This is a genomic window from Candidatus Cloacimonadota bacterium, from assembly GCA_019429305.1.
Lineage (GTDB): Bacteria > Cloacimonadota > Cloacimonadia > Cloacimonadales > JAJBBL01 > JAHYIR01.
Window position 1 is genome coordinate 240126 of sequence record JAHYIR010000001.1, and the last position, 25919, is coordinate 266044.

15 protein-coding genes are annotated in these 25919 nt (G+C 38.3%); 2 read left to right on the forward strand and 13 right to left on the reverse strand.

Translation table 11 applies throughout. From position 1 onward, the window contains the following. Positions 1–169: 169 nt before the first annotated feature. From K0B81_01055 to gltX, 7 genes are all read right to left on the reverse strand, one after another. Positions 170–868: a PorT family protein gene (locus K0B81_01055; protein MBW6515188.1), complete on the reverse strand. Its 699-nt coding sequence runs from the start codon at positions 866–868 to the stop codon at positions 170–172. Positions 869–1142: 274 nt separating this feature from the next. Further along, complete coding sequence (locus K0B81_01060) at positions 1143–1442, reverse strand: integration host factor subunit beta (GenBank protein ID MBW6515189.1); 300 nt, start codon at positions 1440–1442, stop codon at positions 1143–1145. 123 nt (positions 1443–1565) lie between these two features. Continuing rightward, positions 1566–2822, reverse strand: a complete 1257-nt coding sequence (locus K0B81_01065) for a Zn-dependent exopeptidase M28 (protein ID MBW6515190.1) — start codon at positions 2820–2822, stop codon at positions 1566–1568. Between the two features lie 6 nt (positions 2823–2828). After that, the gene (locus K0B81_01070) at positions 2829–4997 is read right to left on the reverse strand and encodes an insulinase family protein (protein ID MBW6515191.1); all 2169 of its coding nucleotides are present in this window, start codon (positions 4995–4997) and stop codon (positions 2829–2831) included. 2 nt (positions 4998–4999) lie between these two features. Then, a complete protein-coding gene (locus tag K0B81_01075; GenBank protein MBW6515192.1) occupies positions 5000–6487 on the reverse strand; it encodes an insulinase family protein in 1488 nt (495 codons plus the stop codon). 129 nt (positions 6488–6616) lie between these two features. Then, positions 6617–8371, reverse strand: a complete 1755-nt coding sequence (locus K0B81_01080; protein ID MBW6515193.1) for a glutamine--tRNA ligase/YqeY domain fusion protein — start codon at positions 8369–8371, stop codon at positions 6617–6619. A 46-nt stretch (positions 8372–8417) separates the two neighbouring features. Next, positions 8418–9872, reverse strand: coding sequence for a glutamate--tRNA ligase (gltX, locus tag K0B81_01085; GenBank protein ID MBW6515194.1), 1455 nt, complete (start codon positions 9870–9872; stop codon positions 8418–8420). A 254-nt stretch (positions 9873–10126) separates the two neighbouring features. On the opposite strand from gltX, the gene K0B81_01090 reads away from it, so the two are divergent. Together K0B81_01090 and K0B81_01095 are read left to right on the forward strand one after the other, a co-directional pair. Continuing rightward, on the forward strand, positions 10127–12763 hold the full coding sequence (locus K0B81_01090) for a chitobiase/beta-hexosaminidase C-terminal domain-containing protein (GenBank protein MBW6515195.1): 2637 nt from the start codon (positions 10127–10129) through the stop codon (positions 12761–12763). A 52-nt stretch (positions 12764–12815) separates the two neighbouring features. Then, positions 12816–16202: a choice-of-anchor D domain-containing protein gene (locus K0B81_01095; protein ID MBW6515196.1), complete on the forward strand. Its 3387-nt coding sequence runs from the start codon at positions 12816–12818 to the stop codon at positions 16200–16202. Between the two features lie 379 nt (positions 16203–16581). On the opposite strand, the gene K0B81_01100 is transcribed toward K0B81_01095, so the two are convergent. The 6 genes from K0B81_01100 to K0B81_01125 form a co-directional block, all read right to left on the reverse strand. Beyond that, positions 16582–18603 (reverse strand): T9SS type A sorting domain-containing protein, encoded by a 2022-nt coding sequence (locus K0B81_01100; protein MBW6515197.1) that lies wholly within the window; start codon positions 18601–18603, stop codon positions 16582–16584. Between the two features lie 599 nt (positions 18604–19202). After that, positions 19203–21095 carry an alanine racemase gene (gene alr / locus K0B81_01105; GenBank protein ID MBW6515198.1) on the reverse strand — a complete coding sequence of 631 codons (1893 nt, stop codon included), beginning with the start codon at positions 21093–21095 and terminating at the stop codon, positions 19203–19205. 113 nt (positions 21096–21208) lie between these two features. Beyond that, entirely contained in the window at positions 21209–22555 is a 1347-nt protein-coding gene (locus K0B81_01110) for a PhoH family protein (GenBank protein MBW6515199.1), read from the reverse strand. 122 nt (positions 22556–22677) lie between these two features. Beyond that, the gene (locus tag K0B81_01115; GenBank protein MBW6515200.1) at positions 22678–24978 is read right to left on the reverse strand and encodes a T9SS type A sorting domain-containing protein; all 2301 of its coding nucleotides are present in this window, start codon (positions 24976–24978) and stop codon (positions 22678–22680) included. Positions 24979–25048: 70 nt separating this feature from the next. After that, the gene (locus K0B81_01120; GenBank protein ID MBW6515201.1) at positions 25049–25432 is read right to left on the reverse strand and encodes a hypothetical protein; all 384 of its coding nucleotides are present in this window, start codon (positions 25430–25432) and stop codon (positions 25049–25051) included. Positions 25433–25472: 40 nt separating this feature from the next. Continuing rightward, positions 25473–25724: a hypothetical protein gene (locus tag K0B81_01125; GenBank protein MBW6515202.1), complete on the reverse strand. Its 252-nt coding sequence runs from the start codon at positions 25722–25724 to the stop codon at positions 25473–25475. Positions 25725–25919: the final 195 nt, after the last annotated feature.

Sequence of the window (25919 nt, forward strand, 5' to 3'; positions counted from 1 at the left end):
GAAGAAGCAAGTTCCTCGGTTCGATACAATTCTTGGGTAGAGTTAACAAGAAGCCATTCCAAGAATCACTCAGGGTGACATTGTTTGTTGTATCCAGCAGTAAATAAATGCCCCGCAGGGGTATGAAATATGATAGCCAGACACTTCAGTGTCTGGAATTAAATAAGATTTAGAAAAAGAGTCCTAAGGAGATAGAATAGGATTGGTTTCTCAGTTTTACTCTGCTCCCTTCCGGATCCTCTTCGAATATATCTTCAGTAGTGGGCAATTCAATGAAGGGAATACCAAAGTTGATGCGATAGTCGAGAGAGAAATGCTTATTGATAAGTGAAAATTCAACACCACCGCCCGTTATGATGCCAAAATCGAATTGATCGATATTGGTCATTCTTTTATCAATATTTAGTTCATAAGGATCATCACCAGCCATTATGTTGCCTTCCAGTTTATACCTGCCATAGATAAGATAGGACATACTGAAGCCGGATTGATAAAAGAGAGCAAAACTATTTCTGCGGTAATAGTGGAGAAGAAAAATGGTCGGGAATTCTAAATAATCAGTTTGATAAGAAACATCTAATTTGATCTGATCATCAGCGATCTTGATCTTCTGTTTAGATCCTTTGGTTACATAGATAAATTCCTGACTGATAGAGAAAACATCTGTCACGGGAAAATCAAAAGCTACACCACCAGTTAAGCCGATTCGGAACCCTGTTTCTACTTCATACTCTTCATAACCATAATCAATGCCGTAGTGTTGTGAAATATTCAAGACGGTTTTAACTCTCGGATTGAGTGTTAAAGCTGAAATAGGCATGAAGAAAGCCAGTAACAGCGATATGATAAGAATCAGACGTATGATCATGGTTTCACGAAAGTTATAATTGTGAGTTCAGCTTAATCAAAAAGTACGGTTCTGATCTTGCTATCTGACAAAATGTTACCAGCAATATCAGAACCGGATCTATTAGTATCTCAGACTATGATTAGAAATCGCCTTGAAATCAGAGATGAGTATTAAACTCGATCTTTTATCTCAGCTTCTTCTTATGACGGTTTTTTCTTAGTCTTTTCTTTCTTTTGTGCTTTGATATTTTATGTCTCTTTCTTTTACGTCCGCAGGGCATCAACTCTCCTTGTTATTTTTTTATTTTCTTAGGATCGAGATTAAAGATCTCTTCCTTTACTGCTCTTGTATATTTAAAGGTTGGAACTACTCTTTCCGGAACAGGGACATTGACCCCAGTCTTGGGATTTCTTCCGTTCCTCGGCTTTCTGACTTTCAGATTAAAAGTTCCGAAACCTCTTAATTCTATATGATTTCCGTTTTTAAGACTCTCTTTAACTGCTTCTAAAAAAGAATCTACAACAATAGCTGTATCCTTTCTCAGTATGCCGGTCTCCTCAGAGATCATTTTAACTAATTCTGCCTTAGTCATTATGAACACACTCCTTGAGTATTTATGCTACACAATTTTTAACTGATTATTTGTCAAGCATATTGTAGTTTGAAGTAATAATCCACTATAATACATAGAACCGCTATTTGTAAGCCGGAATCTTTACTGCTTGTATTTCGGTGTCCATTTCAAGGTTGGTTCTTCATAGGTCAGGTTCCAGAAGTACTTTTCTATCTTTTCTCTGAGAGAAGAATCGATCTCTCTGTTCACCGGATAAATATAAGCATTAAGAATTCTGCTGAGTAAAAGGATAGCAGCATCTATCGGTGTTTTCAAACCTGCAGCAGAGATATTTTTATGATTATCTTCGGGAGTATGTATATTGAAAGAACCTTTACCGGCAAAACGGGCAATACTTAAACCGGGTAGTTCAAAACGGGTAAAGGGCATCTGATCACTGCTATAGATATCTAAAGAATGACCTATACAGTGATTTACTTCCTTTAAAATCCCTTCCGAATAACCTAATAGTTCTTTTGATCCGGTCACGACTACTCTATTGGAACCCATCGGGTCTCCTGAAACATCAACATTAATGACCAAAGAACCTTTTTTCATAACCTCTTCTTCATTTTTTGCCACATAATGCTGACTACCTAACAGACCAAGTTCTTCACCGGAAAAGAAGATCAATCTCAAATTACGTTTAGGTTGCTTTTTAACGAAATATTCAGCGATCTTGATCAATGAAACTGTGCCGCCGGCATTATCAGAGGCACCGGGAGAGCGTGCTACACTATCGTAATGAGCTACCAGATAAGTGAGATTATCATCAGGTTCAGAACCTTTAATGTCAACGATTAGATTTCTGGCTTTTCTGGTGGTCACTTTCTGCTTGATCTCCAACAGAACCTCTTGTCCGGAAAATTTTGACAATTTAATTCCATCTTCGTGAGAGATGGTTGCTGAATGAATGATACCATCAGTATAAGTCTTTTGACGATGTGATCTGCTTGGAGCTAAACGAAATGGTGGACCAATAGCTATAAAGGCGGCTAATTTCTGCTCCTGTATATATTCCTGAATATTTCTGCTGTACCCGTAGGTCAGAACAATTTTGCCTTTGTACTTACCTTTGTTATATTTCAATATCTCAGGATTTTCCAGAAATAATAGTTCTGCTTTAACATTGCAATCGGTATTCAATCCATAAGGGATAACCTCAAAACTCTTCTTTCCTGCTTTGATTGCTCCTGTTCCTGTGTCGAAGGTCTTAATCTCGAACTCATCAGGTTGGACTTTTAATCCTAAAGACTCGATATAATTGCTGATAATAGCAGCAGCTTTCTTCTCATTTTTACTACCGGCAAGACGTTCAAATGCCAGTTCTTTTATGATAAGGTAAGGTTCAATTTTCATAATCGGTTACTCCATTATTTCTTCTACTTTAAAGATATCTTCCGGTAGTTCAACATTGAAAAGGATCTCTGTAAAATCTACTTCAGATAAGATGTTGCCCCTTTCATCTCTTGTGACTATTCTGACAGGATATTTAATGCCGTCTATCTCATCATATATTTCATATATCTTGTAAACAGTTATCAGACCTTGCCAGCTCATTGTTTCCTGAACTGTTTGATATGGAAGCATCGTCTCTTTGTCTATGAACAGGAGAAACTGGTTAACTTCATCACTGAATGATAAGATGTAAAAAGTCTTGTCTGACATTTGTTTTTCTTCGACCAGATAGACAACAAATTCCTCTTTATAATTTTTTGCTAAAGAAATCGGATTAGAACGGAGATTGTACCGCAGATCTTCTGCCAATTCGGGAGGAAGATGCATCTTACGACCGGGAAATGTCATCATCGAGTTACCCTGATTATAGACCATCGATAGAAAGCCACGAGGAGTTGATATCAACTGTGTGATCTTATCGGGAAACTCGATATAGGCAGTCACTTCAACGGTTGATCTTTCTTCTCCTCGGTACTCAGTTGTTATCCCTCTCATTTTCATGTTATGAACATGATCGACATTGCCCATGCCTTCAAGATATTGATCGAATAAAGCTTCACCGATCTCTTTTTTCAAATTAGTCGGTTGAGTAATATCATGTCTGGGACGCCTGATACTGATATCAAGGAGATTGACTTCACCTAAAGTGCTGAGTGGCTGTTCAAATTCATTCTCGTTGCCCACTGCCAGAATTATAAAGTGTTCTGGGAATAGGTATTCATTAGCAACTCGATGGATATCTTCTACCGTAACGTCGTTAACTCTGTCTCTTACCTGTTCCAGAAAATCTAAGGGATAATCCCAAAATGTGTAATTAAGCTGACGTCGAACAATTTGTTCCGGAGTATCGTAATTAAAAACAAAGGAATTCAGAAAGCTCTCTTTGGCAAAAGAGAGTTCATCTTCTGTGATATACTCATTCTGGAGTTTGATCACTTCATCTATTAAGGCGTCTATCGCAGTTATCGTCTTATCAGAGACAGTTTGAGACATCAGGTAAAACACACCCGGGAAGTCGTAATAAACAGAATAATATGCCATTGGTGCATAAGCAAGGCCTAATTGGTTACGGATGCGCTGATAGATCCTGCCGGTAAAAGAACCACCTAAAACAGTGTTAAGAACTAACATAGGTACATAATCAGGATGCCTTTGAGTCATTTCAGTAACGTGTCCAATAGCTATCCAAGTTTGCTGAGCATCATCACGCTGGATGAGATTCACTGACGATTCATATTTAACGGGGTATCTTTTCAATTCGGGGAAAGTAACTTTCTCTTTTTTCCAGTTTCCGAATACTCTGTTGAGAAGTCGCTGCATATCTCTTGTGTGAAAATCTCCGGTAACTGATATAAGTGTATTTTGCGGATGAAAGAATGTCTGGTGATAATCGAGCAAATCTTGTTGGGTAATGTTGGCTATTGTTTCATATTCATAAGTTCTGGCATATGGATTATCTTTTCCAAAAACGAGTTTTACAAACTCACGACCTGTTATCTCTGAGATATCATCATTCCTGCGGGCTATTTGAGTGTTCATGTTTAGCTTCATCCTGTGGATACTATCTTCATTGAATGTCGGGTAACGAAGTACATCGTTAAGCACATTAAATGCTACCTCTACATCTTCGGAGAGGAAGCTCATATTGACAGCGAATGTATGAACACGACCACTGCTCGATAAAGATATTGCCATATCATCCAGCAGCATATCAATTTCTTCAGGGGTGTAATTCTTAGTACCACCGGTTCTCAAGAGTTCACCTAAAAGCTCTGCTAAACCGATCATTTCTAATTCCTCAAAGTAAGAACCTCCATTAACCAGCACAGAGACCGAAATAGTAGGGAAATCATGATTTTCAGAAAGCAAAAAGGTTAGTTCGTTTCTTAAACTGTACTCAGTTATTTCGGGCGTTCTAATGGGAGACAGTTGGGGAAACTCTATTCCAAAACGTGTTTCTGTATCTACGTTAGCAAATGATAAATTAACTATAGAAATGCTCAACAGTATTGTAACCAAGGTAAGTATCCAGGGCGAGTTTATTTTTTGTATCAATTTTTTGCTCTTACTTATCATCTTTACCTCTCTTTATTCTCTAATATTCCGATGATTCTATTCTCAGGAACGAAAGTCTCATTCATAACTCTTTTAATATCTTCCCTGGTTATTTGCTCAATCTTCTCCAAATCACGAAATAGTTCATTATAATCACCATATAGCGACTCGTTCATAGCAAGTTGAATAGATAATCCTAAACCCGATCTCAATCTATCGATAGAGCGTTTTAGAGTCCTTCTTTTTACACCAGCTAATTCATCAGCGGTAACTAAATCATTTTTCATAAGTTCGATTTGCAAATCTATTTCAAGTAAACAATTTTCGGTGTCTATACCTTGCAGAGGAAGAGCTGCTATAATAAAAAGATTGTCATAAATCCTGCCGGGAGCTCCTGCATAACTGTAGGAATAAGCAGCTAAGTTATTGTCTTCTACTAATGCTCTGTGTAGTCTTGATGTGCGTCCTTGTCCAAGAATATCAGCAATGACATTAAAAACAGGAAAATCGGGATGTGCTGCATGTGGGATATGATATCCTATCATAATGAACGGTTGACCTATGTCTTCATGAATATAAAGTCTTTCTGCTGTCTGGTCTGGTTCATTAAAAACGACCGGTTCATTCTTTGTTCCTTCAGGTATTGTGACCAGATAATCATTAGCCAAAGATAAGGCGACATCGGGGTCTACATCTCCTACAACAGTAAAGACAAGATTTTGGGCTCCGTAATATCTGTTAAAATAATCCCTTAATTTCTTTTCTGTTAGATTTCTGATATCTTCTTCAGTGCCAATTAAAACATTGCGGTAAGGGTTGGCAACAAAGGCATTTTGCATGAACTCTCTGGAGAACCTACCAATTGGAGTGCTTTCTCCCATTCTCTTCTCTTCCAGAATAACATCACGTTCCTGATAAAATTGACGAAAAACGGGATTAGTAAAACGATCTGCTTCCATTAACATCCAAAGTTCAAGTTTATTAGATGGCAAACTAACTGTATACATTGTCAGATCATAAGATGTACCGGCATTGAGATAATTACTACCATTAAGATCCATTATGCGACTGAATTCATTGTCAATAACGTATTCATTGGCAACATCAATAGCTTTGGCTAACTCTGCTTCTAATGATGATAATCTTTCGGGATCAGCTGCTGATCCTTTAGCTCTTTCTGCTAAGATCTCATCAAAAATGCGGTGACATTCTTTCAATGCTAATTTCTCAGCTTCGAAGTCATTAGTTCCAATAGTCTCTGTACCTTTAAATGCCATGTGCTCAAGATAATGAGAGATGCCCGTAATACCGGGCACTTCTCTAACAGCACCGACATCAACCAGAGTAACACAGTGAATGATTGGTGAAGTTGTACGAGGTAAAACAAGAAGTGTTGCTCCATTACTTAAGGTGAATTTTTGCACATCTTGCTGAATAGTGCTAAAACTCTGACTAAACAGCAGAAACACAATAGTTGTTAATACAATTGTTAAGAAAGTTCTTTTGAACATCCTTTTACTCCTTTGATTTTCTATATTTTGATCTTATATTTTGCAATAGTAAAGCTCTGCTTTATTTATCTATGATTTAGCGAAGAAACTTATTGTTCAGGATTTGAATATTGATCCTATGTAGTACTATCATGAAGTCGTTTCGGTTCCTCTTTTTAGTATTCTTGACCAAGTATCCTTTAAAGATACAATGCGGTTAAATACGGGATTACCCGGCTTGGAATCTTTGGGATCAACAAAGAAGTATCCCTGTCTTTCAAACTGATATCTGCTACCCGGTACTGCTTCTTTCAACATTGGTTCTAAACGACAGTCTTTAAGAATCTTTAATGAATCAGGATTGATCTGTTTTCTGAAATCTATGTTCTCATCCATGCCTGGATTGGGGACTGTGAAGAGATGTTCGTAAAGCCGAACTGGAGCAGAAAAACTCTCTTTGGTAGATACCCAGTGCAAAGTTGCCTTGACTTTGCGATTATCAGGAGCAGAACCACCTCTTGTTGCCGGATCATAAGTACAGTGTAACTCCTTTATCTCACCGGTTTGCTCATCTTTAATAACTTCTTCACAACGAATAAAATAGGCATATCGTAAACGAACCTCACTACCCGGAGATAAACGATAGAACTTCTTCGGTGGATTTTCCATAAAATCTTCTTGTTCGATATAGAGTTCTCTTGAGAATGGCACTTGACGTGAACCGGCATTAGGGTTTTCGGGATTGTTTAGAGCTTCTAAATATTCTGTTTCATTCACCGGATAGTTTGTGACAACAACTTTCAAGGGATTTAAGACAGCCATAGCTCTGGGGGCATTAGCGTTTAACTCTTCTCGCAGACAGTGCTCTAAGAGAGCTATATCCACGACGCTATCGCTTTTTGCTACCCCGACTTTCTCAGCAAATTGTCTGATAGAAGAAGGGGTATAACCACGGCGTCTAAAGCCAGCAATAGATGGCATTCTTGGATCATCCCATCCCTCTACATGTTTCTCTTCAACAAGTGTAAGGAGTTTTCTTTTGCTCATAACAGTATAATTGAGATTTAATCTGGCAAATTCTATCTGTTGTGGGTGATGTTTCACGGGAAGTTGATCTAGAAACCAGTCATAGAGTTCCCTGTTGTTATCAAATTCCAGTGTACAGAGTGAATGTGTTATCCCTTCAATTGAATCTGAAAGGCAATGAGCAAAGTCATACATCGGATAGATAGGCCATTTGTCTCCGGTCCTGTAATGATGTGCTTTTCTGATCCTATAAACCAAAGGATCACGCATTTTCATGTTAGGAGATGCCATATCGATCTTAGCTCGGAGAGTTAAACTACCATCGGGAAACTCGCCTGCTCGCATTCTGCGGAAGAGATCCAGACTCTCTTCCATTGGTCGGTTTCTATAAGGGCTCTCCTTTCCCGGCTCCTTGACAGTTCCTCTATATTTTCTTATCTCATCTTCATTCAGCTCACAAACGTAAGCTTTCCCTGTTTTGATAAGATGTTCGGCGTATTCATAAAATTGCTCGAAGTAATCAGAAGCATAATAGAGACGATCTTCCCAATCGAAACCAAGCCAACGAATATCTTCCTGAATTGAATCAACATATTCAGGACTTTCTGTTTGAGGATTAGTATCATCAAAACGAAGATTACAGAGTCCATTGTATTCTTTAGCTACACCGAAGTTGAGACAGATGGATTTGGCATGACCTATATGAAGATAGCCATTTGGTTCTGGCGGGAAACGAGTATGTACTCTGCCATCATTTTTGTTGTTTTTGAGATCCTCTTCAATGATATTCTTGATAAAATTCGAGGTTTTTTTGTTGTCTTTTATTGATTCTCTCTTCTCTGACTCATCTTTGGGGTTTAGATCATAAATCTCACTCATTCTTTCTCCTGTCATTTTAAAACCTGATATTGTTTCTTATATTTCATCAAAATCTTTTAGTATTGGAATTTATCAAAACTTTTTGGAATCTTGAGACGAAATCGTCTTTACCCAATAAACGATATAAAGTCGGTATGTTTGGTCCGTGAGCTTTTCCATAGAGTGCCAATCTCAACGGAAAATACAATTCCTTACCTTTTAAATTAAGCTCATTACTAGATTTCTTCGTTATTTCTTCAATCGTTTCTTCTGTTATGTTATCAAGCTTCGATAATTCTATGAGCCAATAAGAATATAGTTTTTGAGCATTCTCACTATCTATGATCAAATGATCTTCGTCGGTAAAACTCAGATCTTCATAGAACATTCTGGTTTGCTCAATGATCTCCGGCAGCAGAGTAATTCTCTCTTTAGCGAAGTCTATTACATTCAGGTACTTATCTTGATCGCTTATGTCGATACTCTCTAATTTGAAGTAAGTTTTCAATCGCGTTGCGAGATCTTCTAATTTCATATTTCTTAAATAGAAACCATTCATCCACTGTAATTTCTCCAGATCGAAAACAGCACCTGATTTTGTTATCCGATCTATGCTAAAGGTCTCTTCTAATTCCATCAGTGAGAAAATTTCACGATCTGTTTCATTATGCCAACCCAATAGGGCAACAAAATTGATCAATGCTTCCGGTAGATAACCTTTAGCAAGAAAATCTTCTACTGCCACATCACCTTGTCTTTTACTAAGCTTGCTTTTATCAGGATTAAGTAACAAAGGTAGATGAGCAAATTTAGGTTTTTCCCAACCGAAAGCATCATAAAGAAAAATATGTTTTGGAGTACTGCTTAACCATTCTTCACCTCTGATGACATGAGAGATCTTCATTAGATGATCATCGACTACATTGGCTAAATGATAGGTTGGATACCCGTCAGACTTAATCAAGACCTGATCATCTATCATATCCCAAGGAAATGTAACCTGTCCCCGAACCAAATCTTCAAACTCTAATGATCCTGACTCAGGGATTTTTGCCCTGATGACATGACTCTCTTTAGCTGCTAACCTCTTTTCAACCTCTCGGTATTCTAATAAACGACATCTACCATCGTAACGGATCATCTCCTTAGCTAATCTCTGTTTTTCTCGCATTTCAGCAAGAGTTTCAGGAGAGCAGAAACAATGATATGCTGCACCTTTGTCGAGTAGTTTTTTAACATGATCGAGATAGATATCAGTTCTCTGTGATTGATAATAGGGACCGAAACCACCATCTTTGTCGGGTCCTTCATCATAAGGGAGTCCGATCATTTCCATGGTTTTAAGCAGATTCTCAACTGCTCCTTCTATATAACGGGTACGATCTGTATCTTCAATTCTTAAGATAAATGTGCCCTTATTCTTTCTGGCAAAGAGGTAATTGTAAAGGGCTGTTCTCAACCCCCCGACATGCAGATATCCAGTTGGACTTGGAGCAAACCTTACCCTAATTGAGTTATTCATTGTAACCTCACCTCACTAAAAAAGTGTTCTCAATTTTTTGGTATTGTTCGTAATGTCAATGATTTAGTTCGATATCTTTGATGTCATGAGTCTGTACAGTTCCTAATGCTGCTATTTGTCCCAAAGATATTGCTTGTAAGTAGTTAGTTTTTTTCTGAAAATATTGATTGACTAAAGTAACAAGCTCTTCAGATTTAACTAAAGTTAGAGTATTGAATTAATGAACCAATAAATCATTAAAAGGGAGAATCACTATGAGAGTCAGAAGTATTTTATGCGTTTGTATTGTGTTATTTATTACCTTTTTTACCTTAATTACAGAAGCTTTCGCTAATGACTTACAATCAAGCGAGATTAATAATTGGTCGGTAGTTTATCAGCGAACAGAGTATTTTGTAGACTTTGAAGGACCGGGTGAAGTAAAAACGAGTTATGCTTCAGGAAATGTTATGCTAAGCGGTAAAGACTGGAATCTGGACAATGTTTTAATTGGTACGGCTGATGGTGACAGAAAATTTGGAGAGAGATCAGCCAGATTAAGACATCAGACAGCTTTAGCAGCTACTATGACGATGTTAGAAGACAAAGATAATGGTCTTGGAACTTTATCATTTTATTATGCCAGATCAGGTTTTTCTCAAGATAATCAACCAACAGCTCCAGTTTTTTTAGTTGAGTATAGCATCGATCAAGGAAGTAGTTGGATACAGATAGGTAACGATATTAATCTCGATGGGATAGATCAATTAACTCTTTTCTCACAGACAGTAAATATTGAAGGTAATGTAAGGATTAGATTCCGTTCTTTATCAGGAAGTGATGGGAGAAGATTCAATATTGATGATATACTGCTAACAGACTTTGGTGATCCTGATGCAGTGGCACCTCCTACTTTTAGCCCCCCCGGCGGTACTTATTATGGAGCAGTCTCAGTTACTATATCAACTACAACCCCCGATGCCACCATTCATTATACTACCGATGGTACTGATCCTACACAAAGTTCACCCATTTTCTCCGATCCGATAGATGTTGATGAATCAATGACTATAAAAGCTCGTGGCTATGCTGATGATCTGGAACCGAGCATAATCTCGACTGCCGTTTATACAATTAATTATCCCGTCGAAGTTTTTGATGTTGCTACATTGAAATCATCCCCTCAAGATGGAACGGTTTATACGTTGTCCAACGAAGTTATTCTGACTTTCCAACAGACGTTTAGAAATCAGAAGTTCATACAGGATAATACTGCAGGTATTCTAATAGACGATCTATCAGGAGTAATTACGACTACCTACCAAGTTGGTGATGGGATTTCAGGATTAACCGGAACACTGAATACTTATGGTAATATGATACAGTTAACCCCAATCCAGAACCCTGATCCGGCAACATCTAATAACAATCCGATCATACCCATAACTATCACTATGGCAGATTTTATTGATGATATAATGGATTATCAATCAAGAGTTGTGAAGATCAATAATGTTCATTTCACTACTGCAGATGGTAGTGCAACATTTGCCAACGGACAGGTTTATCCTATAAGTGATGGTATAGAAACGATCAATTTTCGAACTACCTTCTATGATGTGGATTACATTACTACTATTATTCCAACTGAAGTCATATCACTCCGTGGGATTCCTAACTCCAGAGCAGAAGGTCATTTCTTCACTGCCAGGAGTTTAGCTGATTTCTTGCCCGCAACAGGTGACATAGAACTTCTCATTCAACCTGAGTATGCAAATTTCGGAGATGTAATTGTAAATGAAGCTTCTACACCGGTCAATTTTACTGTAACAAATGATGGGACAGTAAATGTTACCATTGAGAGTTTAAGCTTAGTAGGGAACAATATTCAAGATTTCCTATTAGATGATCAAAATCAGTATCCTTTAGTCCTTCTGCCAGATGATACTTTTAGTTTTGCTGCTGTTTTTGCACCTCTTAGTACAGGTGCTAAACAAGCGATCATTGAAATAGAAGCGACTGATAATGTTACCTCTGTTTCTTATGAGATAATGCTTACCGGAACCGGAGTATTACTACTACCACCCACTCATCTAACTGCCGGAATAATCTATTGGCATGACGTGGAGTTGACCTGGTATGTTCCATTTCTTAGAGCTAATGATGGTAATAGAAATTTACTTGGGTTTGATGTTTATCGTAACGGAGTGCTGATCAGTCCAGAAACACCTCTACCTCCCACAGTTACATCATATATAGATGGTAACGTTTCTGCAGGGGAGTATGATTATTATGTCTCTGCTATATATTCAGTGGGCTCAGCGCCATCAGAATCTGTTGATATGGAGATTTTTGGGCCGATAGATCCGGTTGTGATGACACCTGAACCTGGCGAATATGTTGGACAGGTGGAAGTAACATTAACTCTTGATCCCTGGTCAGATGAGATCTTTTATTACACTCTGGATGGAACAGATCCAACTGATGAATCCTTATTATATGACTCACCGATATTGATCACTGAAGATACAATGATTAAAGCAAAAGCTTTCAAAGTAGGTTGGGAGTCGAGTGTTGTTACTACCGGTGAGTATACTATACTTGTTTCTGCTGATGATAATACTCTACAACCTCTAACTACAATGCTCAAACAAAACCGACCTAATCCCTTTAATCCGGATACTGTTATAGGATTCACTCTTAAAGAATCCGATAGAGTAAGAATAGATATCTATAACATCAAAGGGGAACTAATTAATACTCCTGTTGATGGTTATCTATCAAGCGGAGAATATAACATTGTTTGGGAAGGATTAGATAAGAGTGGTAAACAGATGCCGAGTGGTGTCTATTTCTATCGAATGAGTACAGACAGTTATGATCAGATACGTAAGATGTTATTGTTAAAATAGCTCAGATTATTATGATCTGAAGATACATGATTAAATAACATAGGAGGTTATTATGAAAGGTGTATTAATCACTATAATACTGTTATTTATAGCGTGTTCAGTATATGCTGAATGGACTATAGTAGCGACTTATACCATTACCGGAAAAGCTTCAGGATTAGCATATGATGGTACATATCTCTATTATGGTATCTACGGAGCTGATGGAGGACGTGTCTTTAGATTTGACCCCTCTACCGGGCAAGAAATACTACTCTTTAATAATCCCACGATAAATGACAGTTATGGTATGACCTATGATGGTCAATATCTCTGGATCACAGACCATACTTCACCAAGCTCGACCCCTGCTTATGCTATGCAGCTCGATTTTCAGGGCAATGTTATCTCTCAGTTTGATCTACCGGATCATTATATGTCTGGTATAGCATATGACGATGGCGATTTCTGGGTTATGACCTATTATCCTGATCCCGGAGTAGTTTATAAAGTTTCAAATACAGGTCAGATTTTACAACAATTTGTACCACCGAATGACCAACCATGGGATATTTGTCTGGAAGGTGATGATCTTTGGACCGTTGATTATTGGGCATATACAATCCATAAAGTGACTCAAACAGGCACAATATTAGAGAGTCAAATGTCCGAAATCCAAAGGCCTGCAGGCATTGTCTATGATGGGCAGTATCTCTGGTATCTAGCAGGTGCTGTCGGAGCACCTAGTACTCTCTATAAAGTCGATTTAGGGGGTACGGGAACACCAGTAATAAACGTCTCTTTTAATACGTATGATTTTGGAAATGTAATCATTGATGAAACTGCTTCAACAAATCTAACAATATCGAATAATGGTACTGGAGACCTGGTAATTAATGATATCACTTTTTTATCTGATGTCTTTGAGACTGATGCCATATTACCTATTACATTAGAGCAAAATGAAAATACATCTATTGAAATATCCTTCACTCCTGATAATTGGGGCGAGTTTATTGATACTATGACGATTCACTCCAATGATCCCATCACACCAGCAAAACAGATAAGTTTGTCGGGTTATGGCCTCTTTCCGGAAGCACATTTTGTAGCTACACCTGACAATCTTGATTATGGTTTAGTAAGAGTTGGTGCTGATACTGGAAGATTCTTCACTATCAGTAATCAGGGTATGACCAATCTGCAAATCAGCAATATTGGATTCTCGGATCAGAGTTTTTTCATTGATGATACAGTTCAATTGCCGATCAATTTAGCAGTCAGGGAAGAATATAACTTAAGAATATGGTTTAATCCAAGCACAACAGGACAAATAGTTGCCAATGCAACTTTCAGTACAAATGATCCGGATAACCCACAACCCAGCATAACAATTGTCGGCTCGGGTCAAACAGTTGATCTTTCATTGGGTGCAGTACTTTGGAGTTACCAGATTCAAGGTGGTGCTTCTAGTAATATTCGGGCGATTCAAGCCATACCCGATATTTGGGGTAATGGGTTAGATGATGTTATCGTCTGCGGCGAAGACAATTATGTCAGGGCATATAACGGGAACTCTAGTGGCACTGCAGATGTCATTTGGGAGCAGTTTATATATTCGGGTAATGTATATTCCTTCAGAGGTCTCTCCATAAGTGGAGACTTGAATGGAGATGATTATCACGATGTCGTAGTAGGCACTACAGGGGGAGATCGTTCTGTAAGAGCTTATTCTGGCAAAACGGGAGAACTCCTATGGCAATTCAATACCAATATCTACGGTAATGGTGGTTGGGTATATCAGGTAGATGCCCGTTTCGATTTCAATAGTGACGGAGTACCTGATGTTTTAGCTTCTACAGGTGACGATAATAACAATCAAGGTCCCAAAAGGATCTTTCTAATCAATGGAGCAACAGGTTCTATGATCTGGGAAAGATATGCTCAGGGTCCTGCCTTTTCTGTTATTGGTGTTCAGGATTTCACTGGAAACGGAATACCAGATGTTATTGCCGGAGCTTCTAACGAAGCAGAGTCTCAAGCTTTTGTTCACGGTATTAATGGTGCCACAGGAGCTATAGAATGGACTATGCAACCGGCTGGTACTTCAGTATGGGCTTTGAGCCAAATAGATGATGTCAATGGAGACGGAATTCCTGACGTGCTGATAGGATCATTTATGGGTGGTGGCAACTATTATGCTTTAGATGCAACAGATGGCAGCATCATCTGGTCCGGTTCAACCGGTGCCTCACTCATTATGCAATTTGAAGTGTTGGGTGATGTTAATGGTGACGGATACAATGACATAGCTATTGGGCATGTTTCTTCGCATGCAGCAGTTTTTAGCGGAGAAGACGGTCAATATATCTGGTCACAAAATGTTGCCGATAATGCCTGGTATATTGCCAATGGGGGAGATCTTACCGGAAATGGTATTAATGATCTATTTGTTGGAACGCTCTATCAAAGTAATTATGCCTATTTCATCGACAGCACGGATGGAGAGATACTTTTGTCTATAGCTACGGGAACTCCTGTTGATGCTATTGGCTCTATACCGGATGTAACCGGAGATAATTCAAGAGAGATGATAGTTGGAGGTAGAAATGGATCTATTCGTTGTTTTTCCGGAGGACCTGTAACTCTACCCGATCCGGGATATATCTCCGGTAATGTTGAGATAGCTGAAGGACCTGGGGTTGTAACCGAAGTTGTAATCTCAGCTAACGGTGAGAGTGTTAATCCAGATGAGAACGGAGATTACATTATTGCTGTACAACCTGGCACCTATACCGTAACTGCTTCATTACTTGGATACATATCACCATCTGTCAGTGGAGTTGTTGTACATGTTGGTGAAACTACTTCCGGAGTTGATTTCATCATGATGATGCTCCCTCTATTACCGCCCGTTGCTTTAGAGGTTGATGACTATACTGGTCTATTTACTTGGGAAGAACCTCAATCTCCGGATCAGTATTTTCCTGAGAGCTACAATGTCTATCTCGATAATGTTCTGATAGAGAATACTACTGATCTGGAATGGACGTATGAAGATTTGGTGTATAATACTACATATCTTGCTGGTGTTTCTGCTGTTTATTATACAGGAGAATCAGAAATTGTTACTATTGAGTTCACTTATACTGGTGTAGGGGTAGATGAAGAACCTCTTCCTATTGTCACTAAACTGCATGGTAATTATCCGAATCCCTTTAATCCAGATACAACAATACATTTCTCTCTCGAGACCTCTTCACATGTAATAATAGATATTTTCAATATCAAGGGTGAACGGGTAAAGCGGTTAGTAAACGAAGATTTAGAAAGAGGTAATCATCATAAGATCTGGGATGGTAAGAAAGAGTCCGGGAAGCAACTGGCTAGTGGGATATATTTCTATAGTTTCATTGCCGGAGAATACCGAGAAACAGGAAAAATGCTAATGCTCAAGTAGATGCTTTACATGATAAATTGACTTCTTACAAGAAGTGATAATACATATATAGAAAGGCGGGATCATTACCCGCCTTTCTTGTTTGTTGTATGATTACAGGATAATATTACATTGAGTAACTTATGTTTCTTTGTCATCTCGACTGGAGCGAAGCGAAATGGAGAGATCTTATTACTGACTATTTTTAAAAAAAGCAAGAAAAAATGAGATATCTCATTTTCTTGCAGATGACACAGAAATAAGATTAGCAAGTAAATTTGAGATATCTAGACTAAGTACTAACCGAGGGAGTTGCTTCTTCCTGGCTGCTCCCGAGCTCGAGGAAGTGCTCTGATAGAATATTAATAAGAGCGTCACTTAATTAGAAACTAATTTATAGTTATTTCAAGAGCAGCATCTTTCTAGTTTCTATGTGGGTGTCGGTAGTAAGTTTATAGAAATAGATCCCACTGCTGACCTCATGGTTGTTATGATCTCTACAGTTCCAGACAACAAAATTATTGCCGGCTGGTTGGTAACCATCAACTAAGGTCTTGATCAGCTGACCTTTAATATTGAATATTTCCAATGTGATCTTCATCTCAGCTGGAAGATAAAATTCTATGATGGTCTCCGGATTAAAAGGGTTAGGATAGTTTTGCAAAAGCATCTTTTCTGGGACGACAACTATATGACCTTCATCTACAGAGGTAGGAGTAAAATCTATATCAAGAGAAGTGTACATGATATTACCACCATAACCCGGGTCAATAATAGTATAAGCATCTTTATCTAAAAACATCAGATGTATTCTGTACCAGTTATCATACAGATGTTCCATGTGATCTGCTAAATACCAATAAGTAGGTATCATATTTGCTAATTCAGGAGTATTTTCGGAATCAAGAATTATTGGGTCCGACCAATTGACACCATAGTCATTTGATATCATTATATGGGTCTTTGGTATCATGTCAAAGGGCCAAAACATTTGTAATTCGCTACTTTGAAAGAGGGCTATAAGTCTATTTTCATCCTGAATTATACGGTGATAATTCTCGAAAAAGATATCGCCAGATTGATGCCACCAACAGGGCCAACTTTGGTTCAAGATTAGAAATCCATAATCATCATATTCTGGTGGAATATTCCAAGGTAGGTAAAATGTACCATCTTCATTGCGGGGATATAGATCTGTAACAATAAACTCTTCAGTGTTCCTCAAGAATTTTACATGTTTCTCTGTACTCATACTTGGGAACCAGGTCCAGTCTTCAGCAAATAAAGTATAGAATCCTACAAAATGAAAATTACCTTCCCTATCTATTACAGTATTATGACGATTACGATAAATTATATAACGCATGTCTTGAAACGGTTGATTTCCGTAGCCAGTAAAATAGCCATCGGGATTATCAACTTGTATTGATGAAGTTCCAGTGAAAAGTGTCCAATCCCCTTCACCGTAGCTATCATTTTCCAATAAAAAAAGAAAGTTATTGGTGTGATAGGGATCTACAGGACCGCATTGTTCAGTATGACCGAAGAGTGCAATTCTTCCTGAATTTTTCGAAACAATCGGTGCAAAAAATGGTCTGATATTTTCCTGCCGCCACTGGTCCATCTGCGGTATAGTAGTGTAAGTCCATTGATCAGGGTCATAGCTTTCCAAGTCTGATGGTTCTGAGAAGTCAGCGAAAGCGAGCAAGACATTCTCACAAGGATACCCGGAAGCGTTGAGTATATTATTATTAGCAGTTATATAGATCCTTCTCTGATCGGGATTGGGGGATGGACCTATAAAAACCAAAGGCCAGATAAACTCCTGAGCTTGTTCAGGACCAACATCATAAGGGTTAAGAATTACACCATAGGGTGTTTCCCAAAATCCCGGAATACCCAACATGTGATAAGCATCGAAAGTCAATGGACAGTAATAAAAATTCGGATTGTTCGGATTTGTTGCATGCCAAGATACAAAGGGATCACCGGTTTCCCAATCGATATCGATCCCCGGAAATCCTTCTGCTAAAGTAGCATTTCCGTCAATCAAGCCAGGTCCGCTTGTAATACTACCATCTTGAATGTAAACATAGTAAACTCGTCTGGTACCACCACCAGCCGGGGTAGCTTGAAAAGCGATATAAATTCCACCACCGGGATGCATGCCGGCTGGTGAAGGTTGAACTCGGATAGGGATAGAATGATAGTTTCCCGGAAAATAGTTATACCAAGAATGCATTATACTCATTGGTGCTATATTAAAAGAATAATTAGGATTGTTTTGCCTGTTTATCTCTCTACTAATTAAATAATTCTCATCAGTCTTTTCTGTCTGGATAGTAAGAGTTTCCGGGATTCGTCCGATTAAAGCACTAATAGCTAAAGTTATAGCACATAAGACTAATAGTAAGCTTCTCATAATTGTTCTCCCCTAGGGCGGTAGAAACCACACACTAAATCTGTACCAATTATAGATAATAAGTTTATTTGTCAAGATTTATATTCTATTTTCACATCCTTATGTTACTTAAACGGCAACTAAATATTGTCATCTCGACTGTTCAGTGAAGGTATAATACTTTCCTTGATAATCTCTTTACTTTGTCATCCTGAGTGTTCTGTCCTGTTCTTAATTGCTAAACTTCGGACAGAATGTATCGAAGGATAAACTGAAAAGACTCAGTATTAGATTTGCTTCTCCTTCGATACAACCCTTCACCAAATCTGATAGCAATATTGAAAGATGCTCTCAGCTTTGATGAAGGGTCACTCAGGGTGACACTTATAGGTATCATTAGCTATTGTTATTTCAACTGAACGATATAACTCTCACATAGTTGATCTCTCTGGAAACTAAAAGTTAATCTTACTCCTATTTCTAAAAAAACTTGTTTTCTGAGAGGGGGGGGGATTCTTTTAAAAGATCTTCATAACTAAACACCGTCATACCAACTAACGATAAAGCCATTCTGATACTATGTAAATAGATTATCGGGGAATGTGAAGTTGAATTAGTAATTATTTTTTATAGACGAAAACTACTCCGCTGTTCGGGTAAATCCATTCTTCTTCTCCCGTTTTGACCTCTAAAGTATCTTTCTGTTTATCAATAATCGGATATTTGCTCTGTCCTGATACAATACTGACTACTTCGATGTCTTCAAACTCTTTATCGGGATAGGAAAAACAGATTTTAACTCCGCGAGTGATCTCTGTAATATAGACAGTTAATTGCTGCGATTTTTTGGGATAATAGGTCTTAGTGGAGATAGAGAACCTGACCTCATTTCCAACCAAACCGGATAGCTCTGGATGGGAGCATTTGATTTCCATACATCCATCCCGCATCTCTTTTTGGAAAGATAAAGGGAAATCATTGATAGAGACATTTGTTACCTCAAAGAAATCTTCAGTAAGAGAGAACTTATCATCGAGTAGCCATCTATACTCTACATCACGTCGCCGGAAGTACTTTTCCAGATCTTCGTATCTGTTGGCGCAGGCAACATAAAAATATTCCTGTTGCAAGATCTTGGTAAAAGTCAGTTCTGTTGTTACCTCATAGTAATTCTCCAAGTTTTTCTCTCGAGGGATCGAAAACACAATACTATGCTGAAAATTCTTACGATAGTGGATATTCTGGTCTTTATCAACAAAGAAGCGGCGCAATATTTCACTGTATATGAGAGAGGCAATTTCTTTACTCTGCAATCTTTGACTGATGGCTGATTCGATGATCAGATTGAGTTTCTTATCGGAAAAGTCGTGAGAAACGAATTCTCTTCGGGAAAGTGGGGAAGTAGCAACGATTTTCCCATCTTGACGATAATACCGTCTGGCTCTTCTTCCGATTTGACAGAGCAGTTCATAAGAGAGACCTTCGTATAAGGCAACGATTTTTTCGGAACGTAAATCTCCGCTGTTCAACAGAGTTACCTCGTCACCACATTCGATCTCTTGTCCATCGGTAACATCCACTGTGATCATATCCATACTGATCCTGCCAAGCAGAGGATATAAATTACCGTTGATGATCACTTTTCCTCTGTTAGAAAGGAGAAAATCATATCCGTCTGCATACCCGACAGGGATGATGGCATATCTTATATCTCTTACGGCAGTGAAAGTCCTGTTATATCCGATAGTTTCGCCCTTTTTTGCCTCTTTTATCTGGCAAATTGCCGATTTGAAGGACATTACCGGTAGCAAATCTATCTTATCACACAGATCGTCATCAGTATAGACACCATAGGATAAGAGACCTATCCTCACTAAATTAGCAAATTCAGGGGAGCAGGTGATCACAGCAGTACTATTGGCGATGTGGATATATTTGATTGGAAGATCGAGTTGTTCGATGATCTTTTTAAATCTCTCGTTCTGCAAATTAGTGAAGCCAATATCCGATTCACTACTGCTGAAATGGCTGAAGATCCCTTCTATTTCGAGGTTAGGCAGCATCTTTATCTGATTTATCATAGAGAGAGCATTATCATATCTAATGCCGCTACGACCCATACCGGTATCTATTTCCAGATGTACTTTGATCTTTTGCATAGTGGATTTACTGTTCAGAGCTTCAGCAAAATCTAAAGTGGTTACTGTAGGAGTTAATTTGTTTTCTAAGATAAGCTCGATCTCTTCCTGAAAACTCGGTGATAGAATAAGGATAGGTGCTTCGATGTTCTGGTAGCGTAACAATGCTCCCTCTTCGGCATTGGCTACCCCTAAACTAACAGCCCCGAGCTGCAAGCTTTGCAAAGCAATTTCATAAGCTCCATGTCCGTAAGCGTCTGCTTTAACGATCTGCATGAATCCTGTATTGGCAGATAACCTGTTTTTCATTTGCTGCAAATTATGAGCAAAACTATCTAAATCTATCTCGACCCAACTTCTTTCGAATCCCTTCATTTCATACTATCTCATGATTGAATTGTTTTTATTAGTGTTTATACTTTTATTCGTGCTCATTAGTGCTCTTTTTTCGTGCCTATTCGTGGTCCCAATTCGTGTTCATTTCTTTTTCAAAAGTAACGTGCTGCTATATCTGCCAGTCGGGAGCGTTCTCCCTTTTCGAGAGTAATATGACCAACTATTTCTTCTTTCTTTAATTTTTCTACCGACATACTCAAGCCATTACTTTCCGAGTCTAAATAGGGAATATCAATTTGATAAGGGTCTCCGGTCAGGACAATTTTTGTCCCTTCACCTGCTCTGGTGATGATCGTTTTCATCTCATGAGGTGTCAGGTTCTGTGCTTCATCGATTATGATATACTGATCAGGCAAACTACGTCCTCTGATGTAGGTCAGAGGTTCAAGTTCGATAAAACCGTGATCGAGATAGTCGTTTATCGACGGTCTTTTCTTACTGAATATTTTACCGTTACGACTCTCTTCCTGTTCTCCGTGGCTATGAATCAGGATTTCCATATTATCATAGATCGGTTGCATCCAAGGGTCGAATTTCTCTCCTTTAGTTCCCGGTAGATAGCCCAGATCTTTGCCTAAGGGAGATATAGGACGGGAGATAACTAATCTGCTGTAACGATTTTCTTCTACTACTTTCTGTAAACCGGCAGCAATAGCTATCAGTGTCTTGCCTGTTCCTGCCTTACCGATCAAACTTACCATCTGCACCTTATCGTCTAAGAGCAGATCTATTGCCATTGTCTGCTCATCGTTTCTTGCTTTGATGCCAAAAACGATGCCTCCGGTATAATGTGTCAATTCGTTAAGAGTATTATCTTCGTGATTGAAACGAGTAATGATCGTTATTTCCGGATTATCTTTGTTGATCAGTTTCACAAACTGATTAGGAAAGAAACCCTCTTCAGGACTGGTGATCTTTTTTGTCTCTTGGAATGACTTGACTACAGATGAATCTACCTCTAAATCAGAATAACCGGTAAAGAGCTCTTCGAATTTCACTCTATCAGCTTCAAAGTCATTTGCTTCCAAACCTACAGCATCTGCCTTGATCCTGATATTGGCATCTTTGGAGACCATTATGACCCGGTCTTTCGGATTATTCTTCTGCATGTAGAGTGCAGTACCAATGATCAGATTATCATTCTCATCGGATATCATCAGATCGCTGGTTATACTTTCTATCTTTTTACTCATTACCACCTGAATGATGGTATCGTTTTCGATCTCTACTCCATTCTGCAAAGAACCATCTTTCCGCAATTTATCTAAATAGCGGGAGATCTGTCGGGCATTGCGTCCTATCTCATCAACACCCTTTTTAAAGTTGTCTATTTCTTCAATTACTGTCATCGGGATGACAATACGATCCCCCTTAAAGCTAAATAAGGCATTGGGATCATGAAGCAAGACATTAGTATCTAATACAATAATATTTGCCATCAATTATACTCCATCATTTGTAACTAATAAAAAAGTTAGTTGCTGCTGATGTCAATAGATTTGTTGGTGGCAGTCAAGATACTATCAGCAGGAAATTAAATCTTGATGACAAATCTTGAATACTATTTCAAAAATAACATCTTTCTCGTTCTTTCGTATCCATCAGTTCTTAAGCGGTAGAGATATACCCCGCTTGGTAAATCCTTCCCTTTGGCAGTCAGAGGATTCCAAACTATAGAATGTTCTCCTTGAGGTAATTTTTCATTAATTAGCTCAGTAATTCTCTGTCCTTTGATATTGTAGATTTCTAATAATACTACCCCCTCTCTCTCTAAGATGAATTTTATAGTAGTTTCGGGATTGAAGGGATTGGGATAGTTCTGCAATAATCTTGGACTTTTGGGTACTACGACAAGATCATCACCAACACTTAAATCATGACTATATTCGAAAACCCCTATACTTGTTGCGTATGAACATGCGAAAAGATACTTGAGATCATTCGACTCACGGAAAAATATCCAGTTACTGCGAACATTATGAAGGAAATAGGTGAATGGTGCGATTATTCCGTTAGGTTCGTTACTCAGATCGAACACAAAAATTGCTGAACCGGGACTTTGATACAAAAGATCATCTTTAATATAGGGAACACCGGGCATAGGGATTTGAAAGACTAATTCCGGATTTACCGGATCGGATAGGGAATAGAAATCTGTATTAGAATATCCACTACTGGAAGGATCATAGATAGTGAGATAATCACCCGTCATCTTAATCAGCGGATCTGGGTGAAACACGAAGTAATCAATCGTATTTTGCAGCAGAGGGGCATTATCATTCATTCCCGAAAATATACTTAGTCTATGCCAATTCAAGTTACCCCTTCTTGTTAGGCAGTACATATAGTCATTATCAATAACATAATATACATCGTTTTCTAAATAAGAGAGATCCATCTCAAAGAGTAACTCGTATTGACCCTCCTCACTGATATCATACTTACGCAGTATATTTTGATACCAGGGCTTGATGTATAATGCATCAGGATCTGACTCGTAACGGTTAACTAAAACATTTTGCCCCGACCAAAAACTAATATCTATACTATTTCTCAGATGAGGATTGAAAGGGTCCGAGACATCATATACCTCTATATCCCCGAACTCGTAATTGCTGCAATCTCTTAAGATCAAGAGATTATTTACAAGATAGTCCCGAAGTGAGACTGCTAACTTTGGTACACCCTCGAAAATTCTGGTGATCTCTATTATATTCAAGGGATTTGAGATATCGTGAACTCTGAAACCTGAGGTGACTTTATCACTTCTTACAAATACATGATTATCATTAAGATAGATGTAAGCATTCATACGGTGGTCGGATGTCGTATCGATATAATGAAATTCACTGTCTTCATAGCGAAATCTCTGAATCCCCTCACGCAGAACCGTAAAATATACATTATCTTCCCAATCGGCAGCATCTATCCCTTCACAGAAAAAGAAATCATCTTCAGAAATTTGCTGAATCGTATAATCGTTCATATCAATTGCTACTAAATTAAAAGGATTTAAATAGAGCAGATAATTGTTCATAATGTAAAAAGTGTCACCGAAGATAATCATCTCATTTTCGAGCCAGGGTATGTTATATAATAATTGCCAGTCGTTCAGATCAGTCACATCCCAAAAAGAGATTTCACGTGTATTATTGAAAATCAATGTTGAGTCCTCATAAGAACCTTGATGGTAAATACCGTAGTTATGTGCTTCTGATATGTTGCCCGAACCGACTACACTTACATTGTCAATATCGCTGATATCGTATATCAGATGATCAAAATGATCCACTCTCGATAAGATAAGAGTATCACTGAAAAGAAGGTGCGGGTATGTTGGTATCGGATTAGGATGTATTATCTCCAAAGCGGTGTTGATAAGAGGATTAAAGGGAGGCCACGCTACTGTGTTTACGATAAAATGGTCATTTAAAACGTTCAGATAGGGAACCCACGGTACATTATCATCAAATTCCAATGATTGGACAACAAAGGGTTCGGAAGGGTTGGTAACGTCGATCTTGTGGATCATAGCGTTGAAGGGATCATACTGTCTCGATGATGTTCCAATAAACAAATGGTTCCCTATCTTTTCCATTGTCCAGGGTTCAATGATAAGTTTTCTGGTCAGCAGCGTCAGACTTCCGTCAACTTCCATAGAATATACCTCCAATCCATATCGAGTCAGAGTGTATAGATAAGGATATTCGATGATAATGTTGTTGACTCGATTGGTTCCTATTCGTCTGTTCGCTATGGAAAACTCATTTACCTTCTCTATCTGAAAATCTACTGAAATTAGATCAAAGGTTATTAAGTATAACATGACCATTATTATCGGTACATATCTTGATTTATCCATAACCTTCTCCTTTTAATGTATCCCCTGAAGAGTAAAAAACTCTTCAGGGGATATTGGTAATCGATTATTATCATTCATCCCCGCCACAGGGAGGGTCTGAAGTTGGATTAACAGGTGGGCTCAAATCTATGAAGAAATAGTTATTATAACCCAAGTTAGTCCTGATTTCTCTAAATGATGCTCCGTGTGGAAAAGTACCGGCAGTCACTCTAACCGCATGTAATTGATTTCCGAAATCTAAAATCATAGAATGATAGCGTGTGTCCGGAAGAACTATGACTGTCCATTCTCTTTCTAGTTCCCATTGGCTCTGGTATGTTTCTTTAATTTCAAGTTTTAGCCAAGCTACTCCGACTCCAACCATATCAAATTCGAAGTTATACTGGATTTGGGCAAAGAGTTCAACACTACCTAATAGTATCAACACCACTACTAACATTATTAGACATTTCATTTCACACCTCCATTTATTTGATTTCCTCAATTGTCAGGTCTTACTCTCGAGTTGTAGTAAGACCGGTCTGCCTGATGAATTTGTTTCTCGGATTGGGAAAGAATCTCTGAAGGCAATTATTGTTAGAAATGTGATGTTTAGTGATACGATGAACATAGTTGTTAACACTCCTTGTATTTGTTGAGAAAATAACGTTGGCAGCTTTTATCCCGGAAATATAAAAAGAGTATACAGGATTATCTTTAGGTGTCTTTCTCTTATGTAATAAAGCGGTAAAAGATGTCGATAACATTTTTACACTCCAACCATTCATTACTGTCGTAATAAGAGAGATAGGTTTAAATTCTCTAAAGCAGGTACATTGTGACGACATGATATATCCCTTTTATCTTCTCGGTGTTGACTTCGTCGAGCTCGGAAGCAGCCACGAAGAAGTGATTTCCTCGGTTGGCATTTTTGTTTATCTCAAATCTCCATTAGTTTTATA